19 protein-coding genes and 2 tRNA genes are annotated in these 22,565 nt (G+C 46.2%); 17 read left to right on the forward strand and 4 right to left on the reverse strand.

The genetic code is table 11. The features are described 5' to 3' along the window. Positions 1-6: 6 nt before the first annotated feature. From folP to truB, 10 genes are all read left to right on the forward strand, one after another. Positions 7-837, forward strand: coding sequence for a dihydropteroate synthase (gene folP, locus GZK95_RS02520; RefSeq protein ID WP_075713688.1), 831 nt, complete (start codon positions 7-9; stop codon positions 835-837). 20 nt (positions 838-857) lie between these two features. Then, a complete protein-coding gene (gene glmM / locus GZK95_RS02525; RefSeq protein WP_075709889.1) occupies positions 858-2,198 on the forward strand; it encodes a phosphoglucosamine mutase in 1,341 nt (446 codons plus the stop codon). A gap of 244 nt (positions 2,199-2,442) precedes the next feature. Next, positions 2,443-2,781 (forward strand): preprotein translocase subunit SecG, encoded by a 339-nt coding sequence (gene secG / locus GZK95_RS02530; RefSeq protein ID WP_075713692.1) that lies wholly within the window; start codon positions 2,443-2,445, stop codon positions 2,779-2,781. Between the two features lie 11 nt (positions 2,782-2,792). Beyond that, positions 2,793-2,876 (forward strand) — tRNA-Leu (locus GZK95_RS02535). Between the two features lie 55 nt (positions 2,877-2,931). Next, positions 2,932-3,008 (forward strand) — tRNA-Met (locus GZK95_RS02540). Positions 3,009-3,217: 209 nt separating this feature from the next. Then, positions 3,218-3,673, forward strand: a complete 456-nt coding sequence (gene rimP / locus GZK95_RS02545) for a ribosome maturation factor RimP (RefSeq protein WP_075709891.1) — start codon at positions 3,218-3,220, stop codon at positions 3,671-3,673. 33 nt (positions 3,674-3,706) lie between these two features. After that, positions 3,707-5,194 (forward strand): transcription termination factor NusA, encoded by a 1,488-nt coding sequence (gene nusA, locus GZK95_RS02550; protein WP_075709892.1) that lies wholly within the window; start codon positions 3,707-3,709, stop codon positions 5,192-5,194. A gap of 22 nt (positions 5,195-5,216) precedes the next feature. Further along, complete coding sequence (gene infB, locus GZK95_RS02555; RefSeq protein ID WP_075709893.1) at positions 5,217-7,892, forward strand: translation initiation factor IF-2; 2,676 nt, start codon at positions 5,217-5,219, stop codon at positions 7,890-7,892. Between the two features lie 97 nt (positions 7,893-7,989). Beyond that, the gene (gene rbfA, locus GZK95_RS02560; RefSeq protein WP_075709894.1) at positions 7,990-8,385 is read left to right on the forward strand and encodes a 30S ribosome-binding factor RbfA; all 396 of its coding nucleotides are present in this window, start codon (positions 7,990-7,992) and stop codon (positions 8,383-8,385) included. Beyond that, complete coding sequence (gene truB / locus GZK95_RS02565; protein WP_075713686.1) at positions 8,385-9,329, forward strand: tRNA pseudouridine(55) synthase TruB; 945 nt, start codon at positions 8,385-8,387, stop codon at positions 9,327-9,329. The genes rbfA and truB overlap by 1 nt, the downstream gene beginning before the upstream one ends. A 67-nt stretch (positions 9,330-9,396) precedes the next feature. Here the strand turns inward: truB and tolC are convergent, their stop codons facing one another. Beyond that, a complete protein-coding gene (gene tolC, locus GZK95_RS02570; RefSeq protein WP_075713684.1) occupies positions 9,397-10,719 on the reverse strand; it encodes an outer membrane channel protein TolC in 1,323 nt (440 codons plus the stop codon). A 233-nt stretch (positions 10,720-10,952) separates the two neighbouring features. Here tolC and nudF point away from each other — a divergent pair, with 233 nt between their 5' ends. The 6 genes from nudF (at position 10,953) to parC (ending at position 17,917) form a co-directional block, all read left to right on the forward strand. Beyond that, positions 10,953-11,582 (forward strand): ADP-ribose diphosphatase, encoded by a 630-nt coding sequence (gene nudF / locus GZK95_RS02575; protein ID WP_075713682.1) that lies wholly within the window; start codon positions 10,953-10,955, stop codon positions 11,580-11,582. Next, positions 11,570-12,010 carry a DUF1249 family protein gene (locus GZK95_RS02580; RefSeq protein WP_075709898.1) on the forward strand — a complete coding sequence of 147 codons (441 nt, stop codon included), beginning with the start codon at positions 11,570-11,572 and terminating at the stop codon, positions 12,008-12,010. The genes nudF and GZK95_RS02580 overlap by 13 nt, the downstream gene beginning before the upstream one ends. A gap of 9 nt (positions 12,011-12,019) precedes the next feature. Continuing rightward, entirely contained in the window at positions 12,020-12,841 is an 822-nt protein-coding gene (gene cpdA, locus GZK95_RS02585) for a 3',5'-cyclic-AMP phosphodiesterase (protein ID WP_075709899.1), read from the forward strand. Between the two features lie 71 nt (positions 12,842-12,912). Beyond that, on the forward strand, positions 12,913-13,494 hold the full coding sequence (gene yqiA, locus GZK95_RS02590; RefSeq protein WP_075709900.1) for an esterase YqiA: 582 nt from the start codon (positions 12,913-12,915) through the stop codon (positions 13,492-13,494). Between the two features lie 259 nt (positions 13,495-13,753). Beyond that, positions 13,754-15,634 (forward strand): DNA topoisomerase IV subunit B, encoded by a 1,881-nt coding sequence (parE, locus tag GZK95_RS02595; protein WP_075709901.1) that lies wholly within the window; start codon positions 13,754-13,756, stop codon positions 15,632-15,634. Between the two features lie 3 nt (positions 15,635-15,637). Then, the gene (parC, locus tag GZK95_RS02600) at positions 15,638-17,917 is read left to right on the forward strand and encodes a DNA topoisomerase IV subunit A (protein WP_075709902.1); all 2,280 of its coding nucleotides are present in this window, start codon (positions 15,638-15,640) and stop codon (positions 17,915-17,917) included. A gap of 75 nt (positions 17,918-17,992) precedes the next feature. Here parC and degS read toward each other — a convergent pair whose 3' ends face one another. The 3 genes from degS to zapG all read right to left on the reverse strand — a co-directional run bounded on the left by degS (position 17,993) and on the right by zapG (position 21,151). After that, entirely contained in the window at positions 17,993-19,057 is a 1,065-nt protein-coding gene (gene degS / locus GZK95_RS02605; protein WP_075709903.1) for an outer membrane-stress sensor serine endopeptidase DegS, read from the reverse strand. Between the two features lie 111 nt (positions 19,058-19,168). Continuing rightward, positions 19,169-20,536, reverse strand: a complete 1,368-nt coding sequence (locus GZK95_RS02610; RefSeq protein WP_075713677.1) for a DegQ family serine endoprotease — start codon at positions 20,534-20,536, stop codon at positions 19,169-19,171. Between the two features lie 171 nt (positions 20,537-20,707). After that, positions 20,708-21,151: a Z-ring associated protein ZapG gene (gene zapG, locus GZK95_RS02615; protein WP_075713675.1), complete on the reverse strand. Its 444-nt coding sequence runs from the start codon at positions 21,149-21,151 to the stop codon at positions 20,708-20,710. Positions 21,152-21,342: 191 nt separating this feature from the next. On the opposite strand from zapG, the gene zapE reads away from it, so the two are divergent. After that, the gene (zapE, locus tag GZK95_RS02620; protein ID WP_075713673.1) at positions 21,343-22,446 is read left to right on the forward strand and encodes a cell division protein ZapE; all 1,104 of its coding nucleotides are present in this window, start codon (positions 21,343-21,345) and stop codon (positions 22,444-22,446) included. Positions 22,447-22,565 lie beyond the last annotated feature (119 nt).

Raw genomic sequence — 22,565 nt, forward strand, 5'->3', positions numbered from 1 at the left:
TCTACGATGAAAATTACAGCCAATAACAAAACACTCGACCTTTCCACACCGCAAGTGATGGCAATACTCAATGTTACGCCAGATTCATTTTCCGACGGTGGCAAATTTAACACCATTGAGAACGCCCTACAGCAAGCCGAAAAAATGATTGCGGCTGGCGTGTCGATTATCGATATCGGTGGTGAGTCAACTCGTCCCGGAGCACCGGATGTCAGTTTAGAAGAAGAGCTGGCACGTGTGATTCCTGTAATTAAAGCGATTAGAGAAAAACATGATGTGTGGATCTCAATCGATACCAGTAAAGCGGAAGTTATGCGCCAAGCAATACTGGCAGGTGCTGACTTGATCAATGATGTTCGCGCACTCCAAGAGCCAGGTGCTATCGAAGTGGCAGCGCAATCCGGTTTACCGATTTGCCTAATGCATATGCAAGGACAACCTCGTACTATGCAAGCGAATCCTCACTACGATGATTTAATGGCTGATGTCTGCGATTTTTTGCACGCCAGAATTGCTGAGTGTGAAAAGGCGGGTATCAAACGTGATAATTTGATCCTTGATCCGGGTTTTGGCTTTGGCAAAACACTAGAACACAATTACCATATGCTGGCTAACTTAGAAGCGTTCCATCAGTTTGGCTTGCCTGTGTTAGCGGGTATGTCGCGTAAGTCTATGTTATTTAGGCTTTTGGATAAGGCTCCAGCAGAGTGTATGGCAGCGAGTGTTAGTTGCGCGACTATCGCTGCGATGAAGGGCGCTCAAATTATACGCGTACACGATTTTGAACAAACGCTTGATGCGATTAAAGTGGTGTGTGCCACTTTAGACAATCAATAATTAAAAACAAAGGAATCCCCATGTCTGACAAAAGACGTTATTTTGGTACCGACGGAGTTCGTGGCAAAGTTGGACAGTACCCTATCACTCCTGATTTTGTTCTAAAACTTGGCTGGGCTGCTGGTCGCGTGCTGGCAAAGCAAGGCACCAAACAAGTCATCATTGGCAAAGATACCCGAATCTCAGGTTATATGCTTGAATCAGCACTTGAAGCTGGTTTAGCGGCGGCGGGTTTAAAAGCAACATTCACTGGCCCAATGCCAACCCCAGCGGTTGCTTATCTTACCCAAACTTTCCGCGCAGAAGCGGGGATTGTTATTTCGGCTTCTCACAACCCTTATTACGATAACGGCATTAAATTCTTCTCTTCAGAAGGCACCAAATTACCGGATGAAGTTGAACTGGCAATTGAAGCTGAACTGGACAAAGACATCGAGTGCGTTGAATCTGCGATGTTAGGTAAAGCGAGCCGTTTAACTGATGCGGCGGGTCGTTATATCGAGTTCTGTAAAGGCACATTCCCATCTGAGCTACATTTAACCGGTTTAAAAATCGTGGTCGATTGTGCTCATGGTGCCACTTATCACATCGCACCAAATGTGTTTAAAGAGCTTGGCGCTGAAGTGATTGCGATGGGTGTTGAGCCAAATGGTACTAACATCAACGATGAAGTCGGTGCTACGGATGTGCGAGCACTGCAAGCGCGTGTTGTGGCTGAAGGTGCCGATCTTGGTTTGGCCTTTGATGGTGATGGTGACCGTATCATCATGGTCGATCATCTTGGTAATAAAGTTGATGGTGACCAAATTGCCTACATCATTGCCCGTGATGCGATGCGTCGTGGCGAACTCAAGGGCGGGGTAGTGGGTACCCTAATGACTAACCTTGGGATGGAAAATGGCCTTAAGCAACTGGGTATTCCGTTTATCCGTGCAGCCGTGGGTGACCGCTATGTGATGGAGAAATTGCTTGAGAAAGGCTGGAAGATTGGCGCTGAAAACTCAGGCCACGTGATCCTATTGGATAAAGTGACCACCGGTGATGCAATTGTTGCTGCACTGCAAGTACTGGCATCGGTTGTCGGTAGCAACCTGTCACTGCATGAGCTATCTCAAGGTATGACGCTTTACCCTCAAGTTCTCGAAAATGTACGCTTTAGTGGAGACTCAAACCCACTTGAAGCGCAGGCTGTGAAAGATTCAGTTGCGCAAGTTGAAGCGACACTTGGTGAAAAGGGACGCGTGCTACTGCGCAAGTCGGGCACTGAACCTTTGATCCGCGTGATGGTAGAAGGTGAAGATGCGCAGCTTGTACAGAGTTCAGCACTGAAAATTGCCGACGCTGTAAAAGCGAGCTTCTAACCCACAAAGCAGAAATAGAGAGAGAAGCAGAGCCTTCTCTCTTTGTTTTTTAGGGGAATAGTGTGAGATTGCCCCTTTTTTGACCGTTTGAATCTCAAGTTGTGCTTTTTTGTCAATTTTCTCTTGTCAGTACTCATAGGTTTCGCTAGTATTGCTCCGCCTTCATTAAGGAGGTCGCTAGCCTTGTTTTGGAAGATTGACCAAAGCGGCGCTGGCCTAACAATTTGGAACATAGGTGGACAACATGTTTTCAGTTCTACTTGTGATTTACCTGTTGGCAGCGGTTGGTGTAATCGGCCTCGTGTTGATTCAACAAGGTAAAGGCGCAGATATGGGAGCCTCGTTCGGTGCAGGCGCATCAAACACAGTGTTTGGCGCAAGCGGCTCAGGTAACTTCCTAACCCGAATGACTGCAATTTTTGCAACAGTATTTTTTGTCATCAGCCTAGTGCTTGGTAACATGTCAACTCATAAAACTGAATCTCAGTGGGTTGACCCGACACAAGGTCAAGTTATCGAACAAACAGCTGATGATGTAGCGAGTGATGTTCCAGCTCCAGTGAGCGAAGAAATCCCGCAATAAGCGATTACGCTGCCGAGATGGTGAAATTGGTAGACACGCTAGCATGAGGTGCTAGTGCCTTAGGTGTGAGGGTTCGAGTCCCTCTCTCGGCACCATTGATTACAAACTTGTAAAACCTTGAGTTGAGCGTATAATGCTCACCAAGTCGGACGCGGGGTGGAGCAGCTTGGTAGCTCGTCGGGCTCATAACCCGAAGGTCGTCGGTTCAAATCCGGCCCCCGCAACCAATCCTCTGGATTAGGCAAGTTTGCGCAGAACGCTTTGCTTTCGTTTTGCGAGTTAAACAGCTAATGTTTAACACATCAGGGTCCAGCAATAAAAAACCCCGACTTAATCGGGGTTTTTTATTATCTAAATTTTTGTAATAGAAAATTTAGGTCTTGCTTGGAATTTAAATTGGGCTCTATGCCCTTTTTTTGTTTCTGGAGTGGTTCAAATGACTGGTTTAGAAAGACAACTAACTGAAATGCTTGAAGCGCCTGTAGAGGCGATTGGCTACGAGTTGGTTGGATTAGAATTTATTCGTGCAGGTGAGCACTCAACACTGCGTATCTACATTGATCACGAAAATGGTATTAATGTTGACGCTTGTGCAGAAGTGAGCCATCAAGTAAGCGCTGTTCTCGATGTAGAAGATCCTATTTCAGTGGCTTATAACCTTGAGGTCTCCTCACCGGGTCTAGAAAGACCACTATTTAAAGCTGCCCACTATGAGCAATTTATTGGTCATGAAGTGAGCATCGTTTTGAAGATGGCTGTTGGTAACCGTCGTAAGTGGAAAGGTATTATTCACTCGATTGATGGTGAAACCATCTCTGTTACTGTTGAAGGTAACGAAGAGCAGTTTGCGTTAAGCAACATTTCCAAAGCTAACCTGATCCCTAAATTTTAGGTCCCTAAAAATTAAAGCTTAGAGGCTAAATAAATGAGTAAAGAAATTTTAGCGGTAGCAGAGGCAGTATCGAACGAGAAAGGTGTACCTCGTGAACGTATTTTCGAAGCACTAGAAATCGCTCTAGCTACTTCTACTAAGAAAAAACGTGAAATCGAGATCGACGTTCGCGTTGCTATTGACCGTAAAACAGGCGAATTTGAAACTTTCCGCCGTTGGTTAGTGGTTGAAGAAGTTGAGTTCCCAACAAAAGAGATCTCTCTAGAAGCGGCTCGTTTTGATGATGAAACTGTTGAACTGGGCGACTACGTTGAAGACGAAATCGAATCAGTAACATTCGACCGCATCACGACACAAACTGCTAAGCAAGTTATCGTACAAAAAGTACGTGAAGCTGAGCGTGCACAAATCGTTGAACAGTTCATCGACAATGAAGGTGAGCTAGTGACAGGCGTTGTTAAGAAAGTTAACCGCGAAACAATCGTGCTTGACCTAGGTAACAACGCTGAAGCGGTCATTCTACGTGATGACCAACTTCCACGTGAAAACTTCCGCCCAGGCGACCGTGTACGTGGTCTACTTTACAAAGTTGCCCCAGAAGCGCGCGGCTTCCAGCTATTCGTAACACGTTCTAAGCCTGAGATGCTACAAGAACTATTCCGTGTAGAAGTGCCTGAAATTGCTGAAGAGATCATTGAGCTGAAAGGCGCTGCTCGCGATCCAGGTTCTCGTGCTAAAATCGCAGTGAAAACCAACGACAAACGTATCGACCCAGTGGGTGCATGTGTTGGTATGCGTGGTGCACGTGTACAAGCAGTATCTGGCGAGCTTGGCGGTGAGCGTATCGATATCGTGCTTTGGGATGATAACCCAGCACAGTTCGTTATCAACGCAATGGCACCAGCAGATGTTGCTTCTATCATCGTTGATGAAGATGCACACGCAATGGACATCGCTGTTGAAGCTGATAACCTAGCACAAGCGATTGGTCGTAACGGTCAAAACGTACGTCTAGCGTCTCAACTAACTGGTTGGGAACTGAATGTGATGACAGTAGCGGATCTTCAGAAGAAACACGCTGAAGAGTCTCAAGCGTCTATCGAAAACTTCATGAAGTACCTAGATATCGAAGAAGACTTTGCTCAACTATTGGTTGAAGAAGGTTTCTCAACTCTAGAAGAGATTGCTTACGTACCAGTAAACGAGCTTCTAGAAATCGACGGTCTTAACGAAGAATTAATCGAAGAGCTGCGTAGCCGTGCAAAAGAAGCACTAACTACACTTGCTCTTGCTCAAGAAGAGTCTTTCGAAGGTCTGGAGCCGGCTGAAGATCTACTTGGCCTTGAAGGTCTAGAACGTGAAATGGCATTCAAACTGGCTGCTAAAGGTGTTGCAACACTTGAAGACCTAGCTGACCAGGGTATCGATGATCTAGAAGGAATCGAAGGACTAACAGAAGAGCGTGCTGGTGAACTAATTATGGCTGCACGTAACATTTGTTGGTTCGGAGACGAAGAATAATATTCAGCAAGGAGGAAGCGGAATGACACAACTTACAGTAAAAACTCTGAGTGAAGAGATTGGCACGCCAGTTGACCGCTTAATAGAACAACTTGCTGACGCTGGTATTAACAAATCTAGCGGTGATGCGATTTCAGAAGGCGAGAAGCAACAGCTTCTCAGCCATCTTAAAAAAGAACACGGCGATACGTCGGGTGATTCAGCGCCTACACGCCTTACATTACAACGTAAGACTCGTAGCACTCTGAGTGTCAACGCTGGTGGCGGCAAGAGTAAAGATGTTCAAGTTGAAGTGCGTAAGAAACGTACTTACGTGAAACGCAGTTCAATTGAAGATCAAGCTAAACGCGAAGCTGAAGAAGCAGCTATGCGTGAGGCAGAAGAAGCGGCTAAACGTGAAGCTGAAGAAGCAGCTAAACGTGAAGCTGAAGCAAAAGCACAACGCGAAGCTGAAGAAAAAGCTAAGCGTGAAGCGGAAGCACAACGTAAAGCAGAAGCAGAGAAAGCGAATGCTGAACGCAGTGCTGAAGAAAAAATTAAGCAAGAAGCAGCGCGAAAAGAGGCCGACGAGCTTAAGCGTCGTCAGGAAGAAGAAGCCAAGCGTAAGGCTGAAGAGGATAGTCAGCGCAAGCTTGAAGAAGCTCGCGAGATGGCTGAAAAGAACCAAGAGCGTTGGTCTGCTGCAGAAGAGAAAAAGGGTGATATGGAAAATACAGATTACCATGTAACGACTTCACGTTACGCACGTGAAGCCGAAGATGAAGCAGATCGTAAAGTAGAAGGCGCTAGCCGTCGTCGTAAGCAGAAGAAAATGTCTGCTAAGACTGATGAGCAAGAGCGTGGCGGTCGTAACCCTCGTGGTGGTAAAGGCGGTCGTCAAAAAGGTAAGTTGGCGAAACCAAGTTCAATGCAACAGGCTTTCGATAAGACTGCCGCAGTAGCGAAAGCTGACGTTGTGATCGGTGAAACGATCGTTCTGTCTGAACTTGCGAACAAGATGTCTGTTAAAGCAACAGAAGTTATCAAAGTGATGATGAAGATGGGCGCAATGGCGACCATCAACCAAGTGATCGACCAAGAAACTGCACAACTTGTTGCAGAAGAGATGGGTCACAAGGTAGTTCTTCGCAAAGAAAACGAACTTGAAGAAGCTGTACTAAGCGATCGTGATAACAACGCTGAAGCTGTGCCACGTGCACCTGTTGTTACTATCATGGGTCACGTTGACCACGGTAAAACGTCAACACTTGACTACATCCGTCGTACCCACGTTGCTTCTGGCGAAGCTGGTGGTATCACACAGCACATCGGTGCATACCACGTTGAAACTGAAAACGGTATGATCACTTTCCTTGATACTCCTGGACACGCGGCGTTTACTGCAATGCGTGCTCGTGGTGCTCAAGCGACAGATATCGTTGTACTAGTTGTGGCTGCGGACGATGGCGTAATGCCACAAACAGTGGAAGCGATCCAGCACGCGAAAGCGGCAGGCGTTCCTCTGATTGTTGCTGTAAACAAGATCGATAAAGAAGACGCGAACCCAGATAACGTTAAGAACGAGCTAGCTCAATACGACGTTATTCCTGAGGAGTGGGGCGGTGAGAACATGTTTGTTCACATCTCTGCGAAACAGGGTACAAACATCGAAGGTCTTCTAGAAGCAATCCTTCTACAATCAGAAGTTCTAGAACTTACAGCTGTTGCTGAAGGTATGGCATCTGGTGTGGTTGTTGAATCTCGTCTAGACAAAGGTCGTGGTCCTGTTGCTACTGTACTTGTTCAATCAGGTACTCTGCATAAAGGCGACATCGTACTATGTGGTCAAGAATACGGCCGTGTACGTGCAATGCGCGATGAGCTAGGTAAAGAGATCACTGAAGCTGGTCCTTCAATCCCTGTAGAGATTCTAGGTCTTTCAGGTGTACCTTCATCAGGTGACGAAGCGACAGTGGTTCGTGATGAGCGTAAAGCGCGTGAAGTTGCAAACTACCGTGCTGGTAAGTTCCGTGAAGTGAAACTTGCTCGTCAGCAGAAATCTAAACTAGAGAACATGTTCGCGAACATGGCTGCTGGTGAAGTTGCTGAACTGAACGTAGTACTAAAAGCTGACGTACAAGGTTCTGTAGAAGCAATCGCTGACTCACTACTGAAACTATCAACTGACGAAGTTAAAGTTAACATCGTAGGTTCTGGTGTAGGTGGTATCACTGAAACTGACGCAGTTCTAGCAGAAGCTTCAAACGCAATCATCCTTGGCTTTAACGTACGTGCTGACGCTTCTGCTCGCCGTGCTATTGAAGCAGCAAGTGTTGATCTACGTTACTACTCAATCATCTACCAGCTAATCGACGAAGTTAAACAAGCGATGGGTGGTATGCTTGCTCCAGAATTCAAGCAAGAGATCATTGGTCTTGCTGAAGTTCGTGACGTATTTAAGTCACCAAAACTGGGCGCAATCGCAGGTTGTATGGTAACCGAAGGTTTGATCAAGCGTAACGCGCCAATCCGTGTACTACGTGATAACGTAGTAATCTACGAAGGTGAGCTTGAGTCACTACGTCGCTTTAAAGACGACGTTGCTGAAGTTAAGAATGGCTACGAGTGTGGTATCGGCGTTAAGAACTACAATGACGTTCGCGCAGGTGACCAAATCGAAGTATTCGAAACAGTGGAAATCAAACGTACACTGGATTAATTGACTAAAATTGCTTTAATGCAATGACTGGTTGTTGAATACGCCATGGGGGGCTGGGTTAACCATCCCCCCATTCTTTCTATATAAGAGAAGAATTATGTCAAAAGAATTTAGCCGCACGCAGCGCGTAGCACAGCAGCTGCAAAAAGAACTTGCGATGATCCTGCAGCGCGAAGTTCGTGATTCACGTTTGGGTATGGTTACCATCTCAGACGTAGAAGTCTCTCGTGACCTTGCTTACGCGAAAGTATTTGTGACTTTCCTATGCGTGGGTGAGCAAACACCGGAATCATGCCTTGCTGCTCTGCGCGAGCATGAAGTTCACATCCGCATGATGCTAGGTAAGCGTATTCGTTTACGTCTAACACCTGAAATTCGTTTCCACTACGACAACACTTTAGTGGAAGGTATGCGTATGTCGAATCTTGTGACTGAAGTTGTCACTAACGACAAGCAGAAGCAAAAAGATGCGGGTCGTGAGGACGAAGAGTAATGGCTCGTCGTCGCAAAGGTCGTCCTATTGATGGCGTGATCCTATTGGATAAGCCAACCGGTATTTCATCAAACGATGCGCTACAAAAAGTAAAGCGTATCTACTTTGCAGAAAAAGCGGGTCATACTGGCGCTCTGGATCCTCTAGCAACGGGCATGCTGCCAATTTGCTTAGGTGAAGCGACCAAGTTTTCTCAGTTCCTATTGGACTCAGATAAACGCTACCGCGTTATTGCCAAGTTGGGTGAGCGCACGGATACCTCTGATTCTGATGGTGAAGTGGTTGAAACTCGCCCAGTCGACGTGGATCTGGCTAAGCTAGAAGCGTGCATCGATAAATTCCGTGGTGAATCTGATCAAGTACCATCTATGTTCTCTGCGCTTAAGTACCAAGGTAAACCTTTGTACGAATACGCACGTAAAGGCATTGAGGTACCACGTGAATCGCGCAAGATCACCGTATACGAAATAGTACTGCATCGTTTTGAAGGCGATGAAGTGGAGATGGAAGTGCACTGCTCGAAAGGTACTTACATCCGCACTATCGTTGACGATTTAGGTGAAATGCTGGGCTGCGGTGCTCACGTAACTATGCTGCGTCGCACTGGCGTTGCGAAGTATCCTTATGAACGTATGGTAACGCTAGAGCAGTTGAATGAATTGCTTGAGCAAGCACATCGTGAAGAGATTGCACCGCGCGAGTTACTTGATCCTCTGTTGTTGCCGATGGATACCGCTGTCGAAGACCTACCAGAAGTGAACATGAATGCCGAGTTAACGGATTTAGTTCAACATGGTATGCCTGTACAAGTTGCTGGTGCGCCAGCAGAAGGTACGGTGCGCATGACAAGTGGCAAAGAAAAGCTCTTTATCGGTGTCGCGCAAATAGATGACAATGGTCGCGTCGCTCCGAAACGCTTAGTGGTATTCCGCGAGCAAGAGTAATCATTGCTTCAAACGCAAGACGAAAAAAAACCTGCTCATCGAGCAGGTTTTTTTATGCTTTAAACTACTACTTTGCTGGCTTTAGACCGGCATTGATATCGAGAATATCTTGCTCATTCAAAGAGCCGACTGCTTGGCGCAGTTGCAGTACGCTTATGATGTAATCATAGCGAGCGTTAGATAGGTTTTTGTTCGCATCGTACAGGCGACGTGTTGAGTCTAATACGTCAACAATCGTACGTGTACCCACATCAAAACCAGCTTCTGTTGCTTCAAGTGCCGATTGTGCAGAGACCACGGTTTGCTCATACGCACGTAGTGCACCAATCGAAGCGCTGATGTTGTTGTTAAACGCACGCACATCTTTTACTACGCTACGGTAGGTTGCTTCAAGTTGCTGACTTGCGGCGACATAACCAAACTCGGCTTCTTTGGTTGCAGAGTTAACTTTACCACCTAGGTAAAGTGGCAACGATAGATTCAAACCAACATTGAAGTTGTCTGCGTCGTAATCATCGCTAGAGTTTGAAACATCGCTGATACCATACTTACCATCTAGGCTAAGTGTTGGTAGGTGACCAGAGCTTGCTAGTGAAATTTGCTCTTTGGCAATATCTTGCGCAATACGGCTAGACAGCAAGTTTAGGTTCTTTTGCTGCGCATCTTTTAACATCTGGTCAATACTCTCTGCGGTCTTACTTGCAGAGAAGCGGTTGGTATCCAGCACATCTAAGTTTGCGTGTTCTTGCCCCGTGATTTCGCGCAAGCCTTCATAGCTGTTAGTTAGGCTATTTTGGGCTAGAACTTCATCGGCCAATACTGCATCGTACTGCGCTTGTGCATCATGTACGTCAGTGATCGCTGATAGACCTACCTCAAAACGCTGTTTTGTTTGCTCTAATTGGCGGCCAACCGCGGCTTTTTCTGCTTGAACAAAAACTAAAGTGTCTTGAGCGCGTAAAACATCAAAGTAGGCTTGCGATACACGCAAGATTAGCGCTTGTTGAGACGCGGCATACGCGGAATCAAGCTGACGTGCAGACATTTCTGCGATATCGAGTGTTACCCAGCTTGAGCGATCGTAGATCTCTTGAGAAAATCCAATGCCGGCAGCAAATGTATTTTTATCGCCGTCTAACGTTCCACGGCTTGTTGTATCTTGCTCACCACGATCAAGATCATAGCTCGCGCTTAAGCTAATCTGCGGTAACAGATCTGCACGGCTTTGATTGATTGCTTCAAATGCAGCATCACGTTCTGCAGCTGCCTTGAGCAATGTTGGATCGTTTTCTTTTGCTTGGTTATAGATATCTGCCAGAGTATCAGCCCAAGCGGAAGTACTAAGGCTACCTAGTGCTGCACTGATAAAAAGTGGAAGCAGTTTTTTCATGGGTTAGATTCCTGCTAAATATAAAATTGGGTTCTGCTGTTCATGAGTGTAACTCAAATTGGCGCTAATTCATTCTAAACTTTGCAATCTTTTACAATTAATTGACCATCTGTGCAATAAAAAAGATGCAAACTTAAATATTTTTAGAAAAATTATACAAAAAGTTGAGCTGAGTCGATGGAACAACTTTAAGACTCTCAGTAAACTATATGATTCATTGACAGGGGTGTTAAATGCAACAGTTGAATAATGATTCACCAATATTTTCCACACAAGATGTCGAAATAATATCAAAAGAGACGCTTTTCCAAGGCTTCTTTAAGATGGTCAAGTACCGTTTTAAGCATCGATTGTTTGAAGGTGGTTGGAGTGAAGTCATTGAGCGTGAAATGTTTGAACGTGGACATGCTGCGGCGCTGCTTCCTTATGATCCCACGACAGATAGTGTCGTGTTGGTTGAGCAAATTCGCGTTGGAGCCTTAGAGCATGAGAACCCTTGGCAGTTGGAAATTGTTGCTGGCATTATCGATAAAGCAGAGAGTGCAGAAAACGTAGCACGTCGAGAGGCAACGGAAGAAGCAGGCATAGAAGTTGGCCGGTTAAGTAAGGTGACATCTTATTATCCTTCTTCTGGTGGTTGCTCTGAACGTTTAGATGTTTTCGTTGGTGAAGTTGATGCATCGACCGCGTATGGCGTTCATGGGTTAGACTATGAAGGTGAAGATATTCGTGTCCATGTTGTGACTCGCGAGCAGGCATATCAATGGGTAGAAAGCGGTCGGTTTGAAAACGGCGCCTCTATTATTGCGCTACAATGGTTGCAACTTAACTACCAACGTTTACAGGCAGAATGGCAAGAGTAATAAATAGAAAACCGTATCATGTTGATTTGGCTGAATTGATGCGGGTTTATGAGACCAATTACGCCAAGTTAAACGCTTTGTTGCCCACTCAACCGAGCGTCGGCGATGTACGCTGCTATCAAGCGGCCAGCATGTCGTACCAAATACAAGTGGGTGAAGTCACAAAGTACACAACTTTGGTCGATATTTGTCAAAGTGATGACGTTCCTATATTTCCATTGCCGAAAATGTCTGTCAGGCTTTACCACGATGCTCGAGTAGCAGAAGTGTGTAGCAGTGAATACTTAAGTCGAGTGAAAGCTCGATACGATTATCCGAATGATAAAATGGTTCAAAAAGACGAAAAAGCACAGTTGAACCGTTTTCTAGGCGATTGGCTGTCGTTTTGTTTACGGCATGGAATTAGCCGCACGCCTCTGAATATTTAGGTTTTAAATTTGAAAGTGACGTCGAACACCAAAGTGAAAGACACAATTAAATTACTGCAAATCACCGATACTCATCTGTTTGAAGCGGAAGACGGAAGTCTGCTTAGCGTTTGTACAAACGAGAGTTTTAAAGCGGTCGTGGAAGCCGTGACTGATGAGAGTTTCCAGTTTGACGCCATTTTGGCGACGGGGGATATTTCTCAAGATCACAGCGATGCTTCTTACCGCCGATTTGCCGAAGGTATCAAGCCATTAAAACAAGATTGCTTCTGGTTACCGGGCAACCATGACTATAAGCCAAGTATGAACTCGGTGATGCCATCGCAGCAGATTATGCAAGTTGAACATGCACTGCTTGGCGAGCACTGGCAAATGGTTCTGCTCGACTCTCAAGTTGAGGGTGTTCCTCACGGGCGTCTAAGTCAAAGCCAATTGGCGCTACTAGAGAGCAAACTTGCTCAATATCCTGAGCGTCATACGCTTGTGCTATTGCATCACCACCCACTGTTGGTTGGTAGCGCGTGGTTGGATCAACATACTTTAAAAGATGCTGAGCAGTTCTGGCAGGTTGTAGAACGCCATAGTAATGTGCGCGCTATTTTGTGTGGGCACGTACACCAAGACATGCAGAAGGTGCACAGTGGCGCGACTGTGATCGCAACGCCTTCAACTTGCGTCCAGTTTAAGCCGAATAGTGACGACTTTGCATTGGACTCGTGTTCGCCAGGTTGGCGTGAGTTAGAGCTTCACGCTGATGGTAGTTTTGATACGCGAGTGAAGCGTCTCGAAGATGGGCTATTTGCACCCAATTTTGACTCTAACGGGTATTAACCCGTTAGGGACCCCTCTGCTAAATGAGAATCAGCGATTTAGAGAGAACTAATCGCGAGAGAGTCGAAACCATGAAACCCTCCTTGTTACTGTATATCCATGGGTTTAACAGTTCACCGTTATCCCATAAAGCCAATGTGATGAAAGGGTATTGCGATACGTATCGCCCAGACATCAAAGTTGTGATTCCTCAATTGCCGTGCTTCCCTGAGCAAGCCGCACAAACCTTGCTAGAACTTATTGAGCAATACCATTCTGACTACCAAATAGGTTTAGTGGGCAGTTCGCTCGGTGGGTATATGTCGACGTGGCTAAACAGCCGTTTTGGTTTTAAAGCGGTGTTAGTCAATCCTGCAGTAAAGCCTTATGAGCTGTTGCTGGATTATCTTGGTGAACAAGAGAATCCTTATACCCATGAGCGCTACACTTTAGAACATCGTCATATTGATGAGCTTAAAGCCCTTGATGTAGAAACACTCAACAACCCAAGCGATTTTTGGTTGTTGCAACAAACGGAAGATGAAGTGCTTGATTATCGTCAAGCGGTGGCGAAGTTTGCCTTATCAAAGCAGACGGTTGAGCAAGGTGGCGATCATAGTTTCATCGACTTTGAAAGATACCCGCAACCGATCATCGAGTTTTTAGGCTTATAACTCGAGTGATGAATTTTCTCTCAATGATAGTTGCTCAAATTTTTGCCATTCATTGAGGGAAGAGTCATAAATTTACTCGTTACTTACGTATCCCACTTGACATAAACTAGTCTCTTCCAGACTATGTTCACCCTATACTATTGCAAGTGTAAGACGCTTAGATATTCAGCAGTTGTGTCATTTTTAAAGCAAAATCACCTTCTCATTTCCAGCGCTCTGCAAAGTAACCAATTCAATTTCCATAACGAATTTCCGTATTATGACTGAACAATATAATGCTGGAGCCATTGAGGTTCTTAATGGCTTGGAGCCAGTACGTCGCCGACCAGGGATGTATACGGATACAGCGCGCCCAAACCATTTGGGCCAAGAAGTCATCGACAACAGTGTCGATGAAGCGCTTGCCGGACATGCCTCCAAGGTACAAGTGATTCTGCATGCAGACCAATCATTGGAAGTCATTGATGATGGCCGTGGTATGCCGGTTGATATTCACCCTGAAGAGAAAGTTTCTGGGGTTGAGCTTATCCTTTGTAAACTCCACGCGGGTGGTAAGTTTTCTAATAAAAACTACCAGTTCTCAGGTGGTTTGCACGGGGTAGGTATTTCGGTAGTAAACGCGCTATCTAAACGTGTAGAGGTCACTGTAAGACGTGACGGTCAAGTGTATGAAATCGCTTTTGAACATGGTGATAAAGTTTCTGACCTAACGGTGACGGGCACTTGTGGTCGTCGTAACCGAGGGACCAGTGTGCACTTTTGGCCTGAAGCGAAGTACTTTGATTCAGCCAACTTCTCTGTGACACGCTTGGTTAATAACCTGCGTGCGAAAGCGGTGCTTTGTCCTGGTCTTGAAATTACCTTTAGCGATAAAGTGAATGGTAAAGACTACCAGTGGTTGTACGAAGACGGTCTGAAAGATTACCTCGCTGAAGGTGTCAAAGGCTACCCAGTGTTACCAGAAGAGCCATTTACTGGTGAGTTTTCTGGTGAAACGGAAGCGGCAAACTGGGCTGTGATCTGGCAACCGGAAGGCGGTGAGATGATCACCGAAAGCTATGTTAACTTGATCCCTACCGCACAGGGTGGTACCCATGTGAATGGTTTACGCCAAGGCTTGTTGGATGCGATGCGTGAATTCTGTGAATTCCGCAATCTACTGCCACGTGGTGTGAAGCTAACGGGTGATGACGTGTTTGATCGCTGTTCATACGTGTTATCGGTCAAGATGCAAGATCCGCAGTTCGCAGGCCAAACCAAAGAGCGTCTTTCTTCGCGTCAAACGGCAGCGTTTGTTTCTGGTGTGGTGAAAGATGTCTTCAGCTTGTGGCTCAATGAAAAGCCACAACTCGCCGAGCTACTGGCGGAAGTCTGTATTGCTAACGCACATCGCCGTATGCGCGCGAGCAAAAAAGTGGTGCGTAAGAAAGTGGCATCAGGCCCGGCGCTACCGGGTAAACTCACCGACTGTTCTGTACAAGATTTAAATCGTACTGAAATCTTCTTTGTGGAAGGGGACTCGGCGGGCGGCTCGGCGAAACAAGCTCGTGACCGTGAGTTCCAAGCGGTGATGCCATTACGTGGTAAAATCCTCAATACTTGGGAAGTCTCGGCAGATCAAGTGTTGGCTTCGCAAGAAGTACACGATATTTCGGTTGCGCTGGGTATCGACCCCGATAGCGACAATCTAGAGAGCTTGCGTTACGGTAAAATCTGTATCCTTGCCGATGCGGACTCAGACGGTCTGCACATTGCCACGCTGTTGTGCGCACTGTTTACCCGTCATTTCCGGGCGCTGGTAGAAGCGGGGCATATTTATGTTGCCATGCCACCGCTGTATCGAATCGACTGCGGTAAAGAAGTGTTCTACGCCCTTGATGATGATGAAAAAGAAGGCATCTTAGAGCGTCTGTCGAAGAAGAAAGCCAAAATCAACGTACAGCGATTTAAAGGTCTGGGTGAAATGAACCCACTTCAACTGCGTGAAACTACGATGGATCCAAACACTCGCCGCTTGGTACAGCTCACTATTGATGATAGCGATGCGACCATGGAGATGATGGACATGCTGCTGGGTAAAAAGCGCGCGGATGATCGCCGCTCATGGCTACAGAACAACGGCGATATGGCAGAGGTTTAACGGATGTCTACAGAAATTACTTATGATGGCGTTGAACAGTTGCCAATGCGCAAGTTCACCGAAGACGCTTATCTAAACTACTCAATGTACGTCATTATGGACCGTGCGTTGCCATATATTGGTGACGGTTTAAAACCGGTTCAACGTCGTATTATTTACGCGATGTCAGAGCTTGGTCTTTCGGCGTCGGCGAAATACAAAAAATCTGCTCGTACTGTTGGTGACGTGTTGGGTAAATACCACCCGCACGGTGACTCAGCGTGTTACGAAGCGATGGTACTGATGGCTCAGCCTTTCTCTTACCGCTACCCATTGGTTGATGGTCAAGGTAACTGGGGTGCGCCAGATGATCCGAAATCATTCGCGGCGATGCGTTATACCGAAGCCAAATTGTCTAAGTTTGCAGAGGTTCTGCTGGGTGAATTAGGTCAAGGTACCGTTGAATGGCAACCAAACTTTGATGGCACGATGAAAGAGCCACAAATGTTGCCAGCGCGTTTGCCCCATATCCTACTGAATGGGGTAACCGGTATTGCGGTAGGTATGGCTACCGACATTCCCCCACACAACGTGCGTGAAGTGGCGGAAGCGACGATTCATATGATCGACAACCCGAAAGCGGAGTTGGCGGATGTGATGCAGTTCGTTAAAGGCCCTGACTACCCAACAGAAGCCGAGATTACGTCGCCACAGGCAGAAATCGAGAAGATCTATCGTACTGGTCGTGGCAGCATCAAGATGCGTGCTGTATGGCATAAAGAGGGCTCTGATATTGTTATCACAGCTCTGCCACACCAAACCTCTGGCGCGAAACTGCTTGAGCAGATAGCTAACCAAATGCGCGCGAAGAAACTGCCAATGGTGGAAGACTTGCGTGATGAGTCGGATCACGAGAACCCAACGCGTATCGTAGTTGTGCCGCGCTCAAACCGTGTTGATTGCGATCAGTTGATGAACCACCTGTTTGCTTCGACCGATTTGGAAAAGAGCTTCCGTGTTAACTTGAATATGATTGGTCTAAACAATCGTCCGCAAGTTAAAGGCTTAGTACAAATTCTCTCTGAGTGGATTGAGTTCCGCCGCGGCACCGTGACTCGTCGTTTGCAATACCGCCTAGATAAAGTATTAGCACGCCTACATATCTTAGAAGGTTTGTTGGTTGCGTATTTAAACCTAGATGAAGTGATTGAAATCATCCGTACTGAAGATGATCCAAAAGCGGTGCTTATGGCGCGCTTTGGTATTACGGATATTCAAGCGGACGCAATTCTCGATACCAAACTTCGTCATCTTGCTAAATTGGAAGAGATGAAGATCCGTGGTGAGCAAGACGAGTTAGAAAAAGAACGCGAAAAACTAGAACAGCTATTGGGTTCTGAGCGCCGTCTAAACACCTTGCTGAAGAAAGAAATTAAGGCTGATGCTGAGAAGTATGGCGATGACCGCCGTTCTCCGCTGGTGGAACGTGCTGAAGCAAAAGCTCTCACTGAGCGCGATCTAGTACCAAGTGAGCCGATTACTGTGGTTCTTTCTGACAAAGGTTGGATCCGCCATGCGAAAGGTCATGATGTGGATGCTCAAGGTCTTAGCTACAAATCTGGCGATAGTTACCTCGCACATGCACGAGGTAAGAGTAACCAACAAGCGGTATTCTTGGGGAGTGACGGACGTAGTTATTCGCTTGAGTCTCACTCGTTACCTTCTGCCCGCAGTCAAGGTGAGCCAATTACGGGCCGCTTGAATATTGCGCCGGGGACCTCTGTACGCCAAGTGATCATGGGTGAAGAATCTCAATTATGGTTAATTGGTTCTGATGCTGGTTATGGGTTTGTTTGTAAAGGCAGCGATCTGTTGTCGAAGAATCGCAGTGGTAAGGCATTAGTCTCTCTACCGCAAAACTCGGAAGTGATGACACCACAGACAATACGCGATTTAGACAGTGATGAAATCTTAGCGATCACCAACCAAGGGCGTATGTTGCTATTCCCGATTAAGGAACTGCCGCAACTTGGTAAAGGTAAGGGTAACAAGATCATCAACATCCCTGCAGCCAAGGCAAAAGAGCGAGAAGAGATCGTTTCGCATCTTATCTCGATACCTAAAGAAAGCTCGATTACTCTCTATGCAGGTAAGCGTAAGTTAGGTTTGAAACCTTCTGATTTGGAAAACTTCCGCGGTGAGCGCGGTCGACGTGGTGCACTACTGCCTCGCGGCTTGCAGCGAGTCACACGTATTGAAATTGATACCGGTGACGACTCCAGTGAAGAGAGCGCTGACGAGTAATCCTCGGCAAAATAAAAACCAGCCTATTGGCTGGTTTTTTTATGCTTGTTGAGCGGGCTAGAGAAGGCTCTGCGACTATTCTCTTTTATCCTCAGCAACCGTGACAGGAACGGTCATCTCCTCACCTTTACGTAGTAGGACAATATCCACGGTTGTACCAGGGCGTAGCTCTGTGACAATCTCCATCACACTCTGACGACCGTTAATCTTTTGCCCATCAATCTTTAGGATAATATCTTGTGATTGAAAGCCTGCTTCTGCTGCCGGACCGTTAGGATCAACGCCTAAAACAATAATGCCACCAAGGTGTTCGTTACCGAGTAAACGAGCCGTAACAGAGGTGATATCTTGACCATCAACACCAATGTAGCCACGGATGACTCGCCCATCGGCAATGATCTTTCTCATGATAAGGTCGGCGAGTGAATAAGGAATGGCAAACGAAATACCGTAGGTTTCAAGATCCGTTGCTTGTTGAAACGAAGCGGTGTTAATGCCAACTAACTCACCACGAGTATTCACCAATGCACCACCGGAGTTTCCTTCATTAATCGCCGCATCGGTTTGAATAAAGGCTTGACGGCCTCCCGCACTGATTGACGAGCGACCAGTCGCGGAGATGATACCAAATGTAGTGGTTTGACCTAGGTTGTAAGGGTTACCAATCGCCAAAACAATATCACCCACTTTGGCTTTATAATCTGGGTTGAGTGGGATAACGGGTAGATTGGTTCCCTCAATACGCAGGATGGCGATGTCAGTGCGGCGGTCTTTACCCACTAACTGAGCGGCGGCAACACGACCATCTTGCAGTGCCACAATGATTTGATCGGCTTGAGCAACCACATGGTAGTTGGTAATGATATAGCCCTTGTCGCTGACGATAACACCAGAGCCTAAGCCTTGAGTCAGCAGTTTAGAGCGATCTTCTTCGGTATATTTTCGGCTATAGATGTTGACGACCGCTGGGGCTGCTTTACGCACCGCATCATTAAAGGAAACCTTTAAGGTCGCCATATCATTGATAGGGTGGGTAATGGTATCTGGCAGGACGTTGGTACGCAGTGATGGCACTGCTAAAAGCAGCAGTGCAGCAGTCGCGAGACCAATCCCCACTGAACGCAAAAGAAAACCGAGCATACCTTCCCCAAACAAATCACAGATAGAATAAAATCAGAAGGATAGCATTATATAAAAAAGACAGCGAATTTCTCCGCTGTCCTTGTTAGTTTAAAGCGTGTTTTGTCAAATTTAGCGCACGACGAGATAGATCGAACGGTCACCTCGATGAATATTCAGCGCTAATACACCTTTGTGTTTTTCCACAATCGCGCGAAACTCTGCAAGATTTTTCACTCTTTGGCGGTTCACGCCGATAATGATGTCATCTTTTTGCAATTGATAACCTTCAGCCGGTGAACCTTCGGCTACCGCTGTTACTTTAACCCCTTGCACTTTGTCACTGGCATTGGTGTTGGTTAACTCTGCACCCGCTAAACCATCATGAAGTTTGTCTGCGGTGGTTTTCACGTTAGTCTGCTCACCAAGTACCACGTCAAAGTTTTTCTCTTTGCCATCACGTAACACGCCGAGTTCAATCTCTTTGCCCGCACCAAGCGTACCAATTTTCGCACGCAGTTCGTGGAAGGTACTGATCGCTTTACCATTCACTGAAACGATAATATCGCCCGCTTTCAGTCCCGCTTTTTCTGCGGCACTATCCGGCATGATCTGGCTGACAAAGGCACCTTTACTTGACTCATACCCCAGAGCCTCTGCAAGTTCAGAGGTGACTTCGCCACCTTGAACCCCAAGCATGCCGCGTTTCACTTCACCAAACTCGAGAATTTGTTCTGCAAGATTTCGCATCATATTGGACGGAATGGCGAAGCCAATCCCAACGTTGCCGCCATTTGGCCCTAGGATTGCGGTGTTGATACCAATCAACTCACCGTTGAGATTGACCAGCGCGCCACCGGAGTTCCCGCTGTTAATGGCCGCGTCGGTTTGAATAAAGTTTTCAAAGTTCTCAATATTTAAACCACTGCGACCAAGTGCGGAGACAATCCCGGATGTTACGGTTTGACCAAGACCAAAAGGGTTACCGATAGCTACGGTAAAATCCCCAACTCGAAGTTGGTCTGAATCTGCGAGTTCTATTTGGGTAAGATTTTTCGCTTCTTCCAGTTTTAGCAATGCGATGTCAGCCATTTCGTCACCACCGATGAGTTCAGCATCGTATTCGCGACCATCATGTAGCTTGACCTGAATGGTTTCAGCGCCTTTGATTACGTGGAAGTTTGTAACGATATAGCCTTTCTTAGCATCAACAATCACGCCTGAGCCAAGCCCTCTAAATGGGCGCTCTTGTAACTGTTCGGCAGGGAAATCAGGACCAAAGAAAAAGCGGAACTGTTCAGGGATGCGTTGTCGAGAGACCTGTGTGCCTTCCACATCAATGCTGACCACTGCTGGGGTGACTTTCTCTAACATTGGGGCTAATGAGGGCAATTGCTCCCCGCCAACGGAAAGAGGTAATGCGGCTGAAGCAGGTAACGGTGTGATGATCGAACTTAAGCTTAGAGATAGCGCAGTTAAGACAAGCAAAGGCTTTTTCATCGAATAACTCCTATAAAGTGAGGACCTATTATGAGCCAACGAATGGAGGGCATCCGTTGGCTCTGTCGTGTTCGACTATTTACGTAATAAATAGCAGGACAATAGTTACTTATGGGAGATATGACTCGAAAAAAACAACTTAGTTCACAAGTTAAGCAATTTATTCTGTGACTAAGAAGCTTTTTTTCCGCTTTCACCATCTGGTGAATCTAAATACTCTTTCTTTTCTTCTCGTAGCAAACCAGTTGCGCCGTTAGCGTAATCTTTCGGTGCGTCTTCTAGTGACTGATCGGCACTATTTGAAGCGTTTTGCTGAGCGACTTTCTGCGCGAATGGGTTATCTTGCGCAGGAATGTTTGGTAAAAGCTCTGATGACGTCTTTGACATGTGTTGGTAGAGCTTGGTGTACTCTTTGCCGAGCGAATCGAGCATTTCAGCAGTTTGTGCAAAGTGGTCAGTCAGTTCTTGTTTTTGCTGTTCTAACTCAAACTTCGCGGTTTCTAAATCTTTGTAGAGGTTTTTCTGTTTCTTGTAATTAGGTGCTGTAAGACGAGAAATAGCAAATCCAATTACTGCGCCAACTAACAGGCCAGCAAGGGCATAGATCCAAGGCATAATTGCTCCTTATTATTTGTTTTACATGTTGTTTACCTAGTGGTTACACATGCTCATGTCACATGGTACTATGAGAAATTAAACCAATAAAGAAAAATGCGTGTGACCCTATCCAGCGAAACTGCGCAAAATTTATTATAGAGCAGCAAGAGTGGATAGCTAGGTATTGCACTGAAACGAAGGTCTAGCCCATGACACCCTTAGCAAAATATCAAGCTGATATTACGCTGCATAATTTTCAGCAAGACAGTGCTCAACTGCGAGCTGTCGAAGCGCTTGATGCGCTCTATCATCAATTTATTGATTATCAACAAACCCCTACGATTGCCATACCCAAATGGAAAAGTTGGCTAGGCAAAAAAGCACCAGCCCCGCAAGCGCCGAAAGGGCTCTATTTTTGGGGAGGCGTTGGACGAGGGAAAACCTATTTAATGGATACGTTTTTTGACGCCTTGCCCAGCGACAAGAAAATGCGTGTCCACTTCCACCGTTTTATGTTGCGGGTACATGACGAGCTGAATGCTCTTGCGGCAGAAACTGACCCACTTGAGAGTGTGGCGGATAAGTTTAAAGCTGAAGCAGACATCATCTGCTTTGATGAATTTTTTGTCTCGGATATTACCGATGCGATGATTCTTGGTACTCTGTTTCAAGCACTATTTGCCCGAGGGGTGATTCTAGTCGCGACCTCAAATATTCCACCACCAGAGTTGTATCGCAATGGTTTACAACGAGCGCGTTTTTTACCTGCGATAGCACTGATAGAGCAAAATTGTGACGTGATTAATGTCGACAGTGGGATTGATTACCGTCTGCGGACTTTGCAACAGGCTGAGATCTATCATTATCCACTGGACCAAACGGCGGCTGCCAACATGCAGCGTTATTATCAGCAACTTGCTGGGGAAGGAAAGCAAAGTCAAAAGCAGATTGAAATAAATCATCGCTTGATTGATGTTGAGCACGCAGCAGATGGTGTTTTGCATGCGACCTTTGCTCAGCTTTGTCAAACGGCCCGCAGCCAGAACGACTATATTGAGCTCTCTCGTATTTACCATAGCGTACTGCTGGCTAATGTAGTGCAAATGGATCGCACGCTTGATGATGCTGCTCGCCGTTTTATTGCATTAGTTGATGAGTTCTATGAGCGTAATGTGAAGTTAATCATTTCAGCTGAAGTGGATATGGCAGAGCTTTATACTCATGGTCAGCTTGAGTTTGAATTTAAGCGTTGTCTTTCGCGTTTAACTGAGATGCAAAGTCATGATTACCTCGCGCTAGAACATTTGGCGTAAGTAAACTGAAAATTAGCCTTTGCAGTAAAAAGTGAGATCTTTCTTAAAAAAAAGAGATGATTTTTTCAGCTCACTTCTCTATAATCCTGCGACCCACCGTTACTGCAGACCTGATATCG

Origin of the sequence: Vibrio panuliri (assembly GCF_009938205.1) — a bacterium.
GTDB lineage: Bacteria > Pseudomonadota > Gammaproteobacteria > Enterobacterales > Vibrionaceae > Vibrio > Vibrio panuliri.

Bases quoted from the DNA above. Each gene is read 5' to 3' on its own strand.
- rbfA (WP_075709894.1), top strand. From the start codon at position 7,990: ATGTCAAAAGAATTTAGCCGCACGCAGCGCGTAGCACAGCAGCTGCAA.
- GZK95_RS02580 (WP_075709898.1), top strand. From the start codon at position 11,570: ATGGCAAGAGTAATAAATAGAAAACCGTATCATGTTGATTTGGCTGAA.
- rimP (WP_075709891.1), top strand. From the start codon at position 3,218: ATGACTGGTTTAGAAAGACAACTAACTGAAATGCTTGAAGCGCCTGTA.
- nusA (WP_075709892.1), top strand. From the start codon at position 3,707: ATGAGTAAAGAAATTTTAGCGGTAGCAGAGGCAGTATCGAACGAGAAA.
- folP (WP_075713688.1), top strand. From the start codon at position 7: ATGAAAATTACAGCCAATAACAAAACACTCGACCTTTCCACACCGCAA.
- degS (WP_075709903.1), bottom strand. From the start codon at position 19,057: ATGCTCGGTTTTCTTTTGCGTTCAGTGGGGATTGGTCTCGCGACTGCT.
- tolC (WP_075713684.1), bottom strand. From the start codon at position 10,719: ATGAAAAAACTGCTTCCACTTTTTATCAGTGCAGCACTAGGTAGCCTT.
- GZK95_RS02610 (WP_075713677.1), bottom strand. From the start codon at position 20,536: ATGAAAAAGCCTTTGCTTGTCTTAACTGCGCTATCTCTAAGCTTAAGT.
- infB (WP_075709893.1), top strand. From the start codon at position 5,217: ATGACACAACTTACAGTAAAAACTCTGAGTGAAGAGATTGGCACGCCA.
- zapG (WP_075713675.1), bottom strand. From the start codon at position 21,151: ATGCCTTGGATCTATGCCCTTGCTGGCCTGTTAGTTGGCGCAGTAATT.
- truB (WP_075713686.1), top strand. From the start codon at position 8,385: ATGGCTCGTCGTCGCAAAGGTCGTCCTATTGATGGCGTGATCCTATTG.
- yqiA (WP_075709900.1), top strand. From the start codon at position 12,913: ATGAAACCCTCCTTGTTACTGTATATCCATGGGTTTAACAGTTCACCG.
- nudF (WP_075713682.1), top strand. From the start codon at position 10,953: ATGCAACAGTTGAATAATGATTCACCAATATTTTCCACACAAGATGTC.
- zapE (WP_075713673.1), top strand. From the start codon at position 21,343: ATGACACCCTTAGCAAAATATCAAGCTGATATTACGCTGCATAATTTT.
- parC (WP_075709902.1), top strand. From the start codon at position 15,638: ATGTCTACAGAAATTACTTATGATGGCGTTGAACAGTTGCCAATGCGC.
- glmM (WP_075709889.1), top strand. From the start codon at position 858: ATGTCTGACAAAAGACGTTATTTTGGTACCGACGGAGTTCGTGGCAAA.
- secG (WP_075713692.1), top strand. From the start codon at position 2,443: ATGTTTTCAGTTCTACTTGTGATTTACCTGTTGGCAGCGGTTGGTGTA.
- parE (WP_075709901.1), top strand. From the start codon at position 13,754: ATGACTGAACAATATAATGCTGGAGCCATTGAGGTTCTTAATGGCTTG.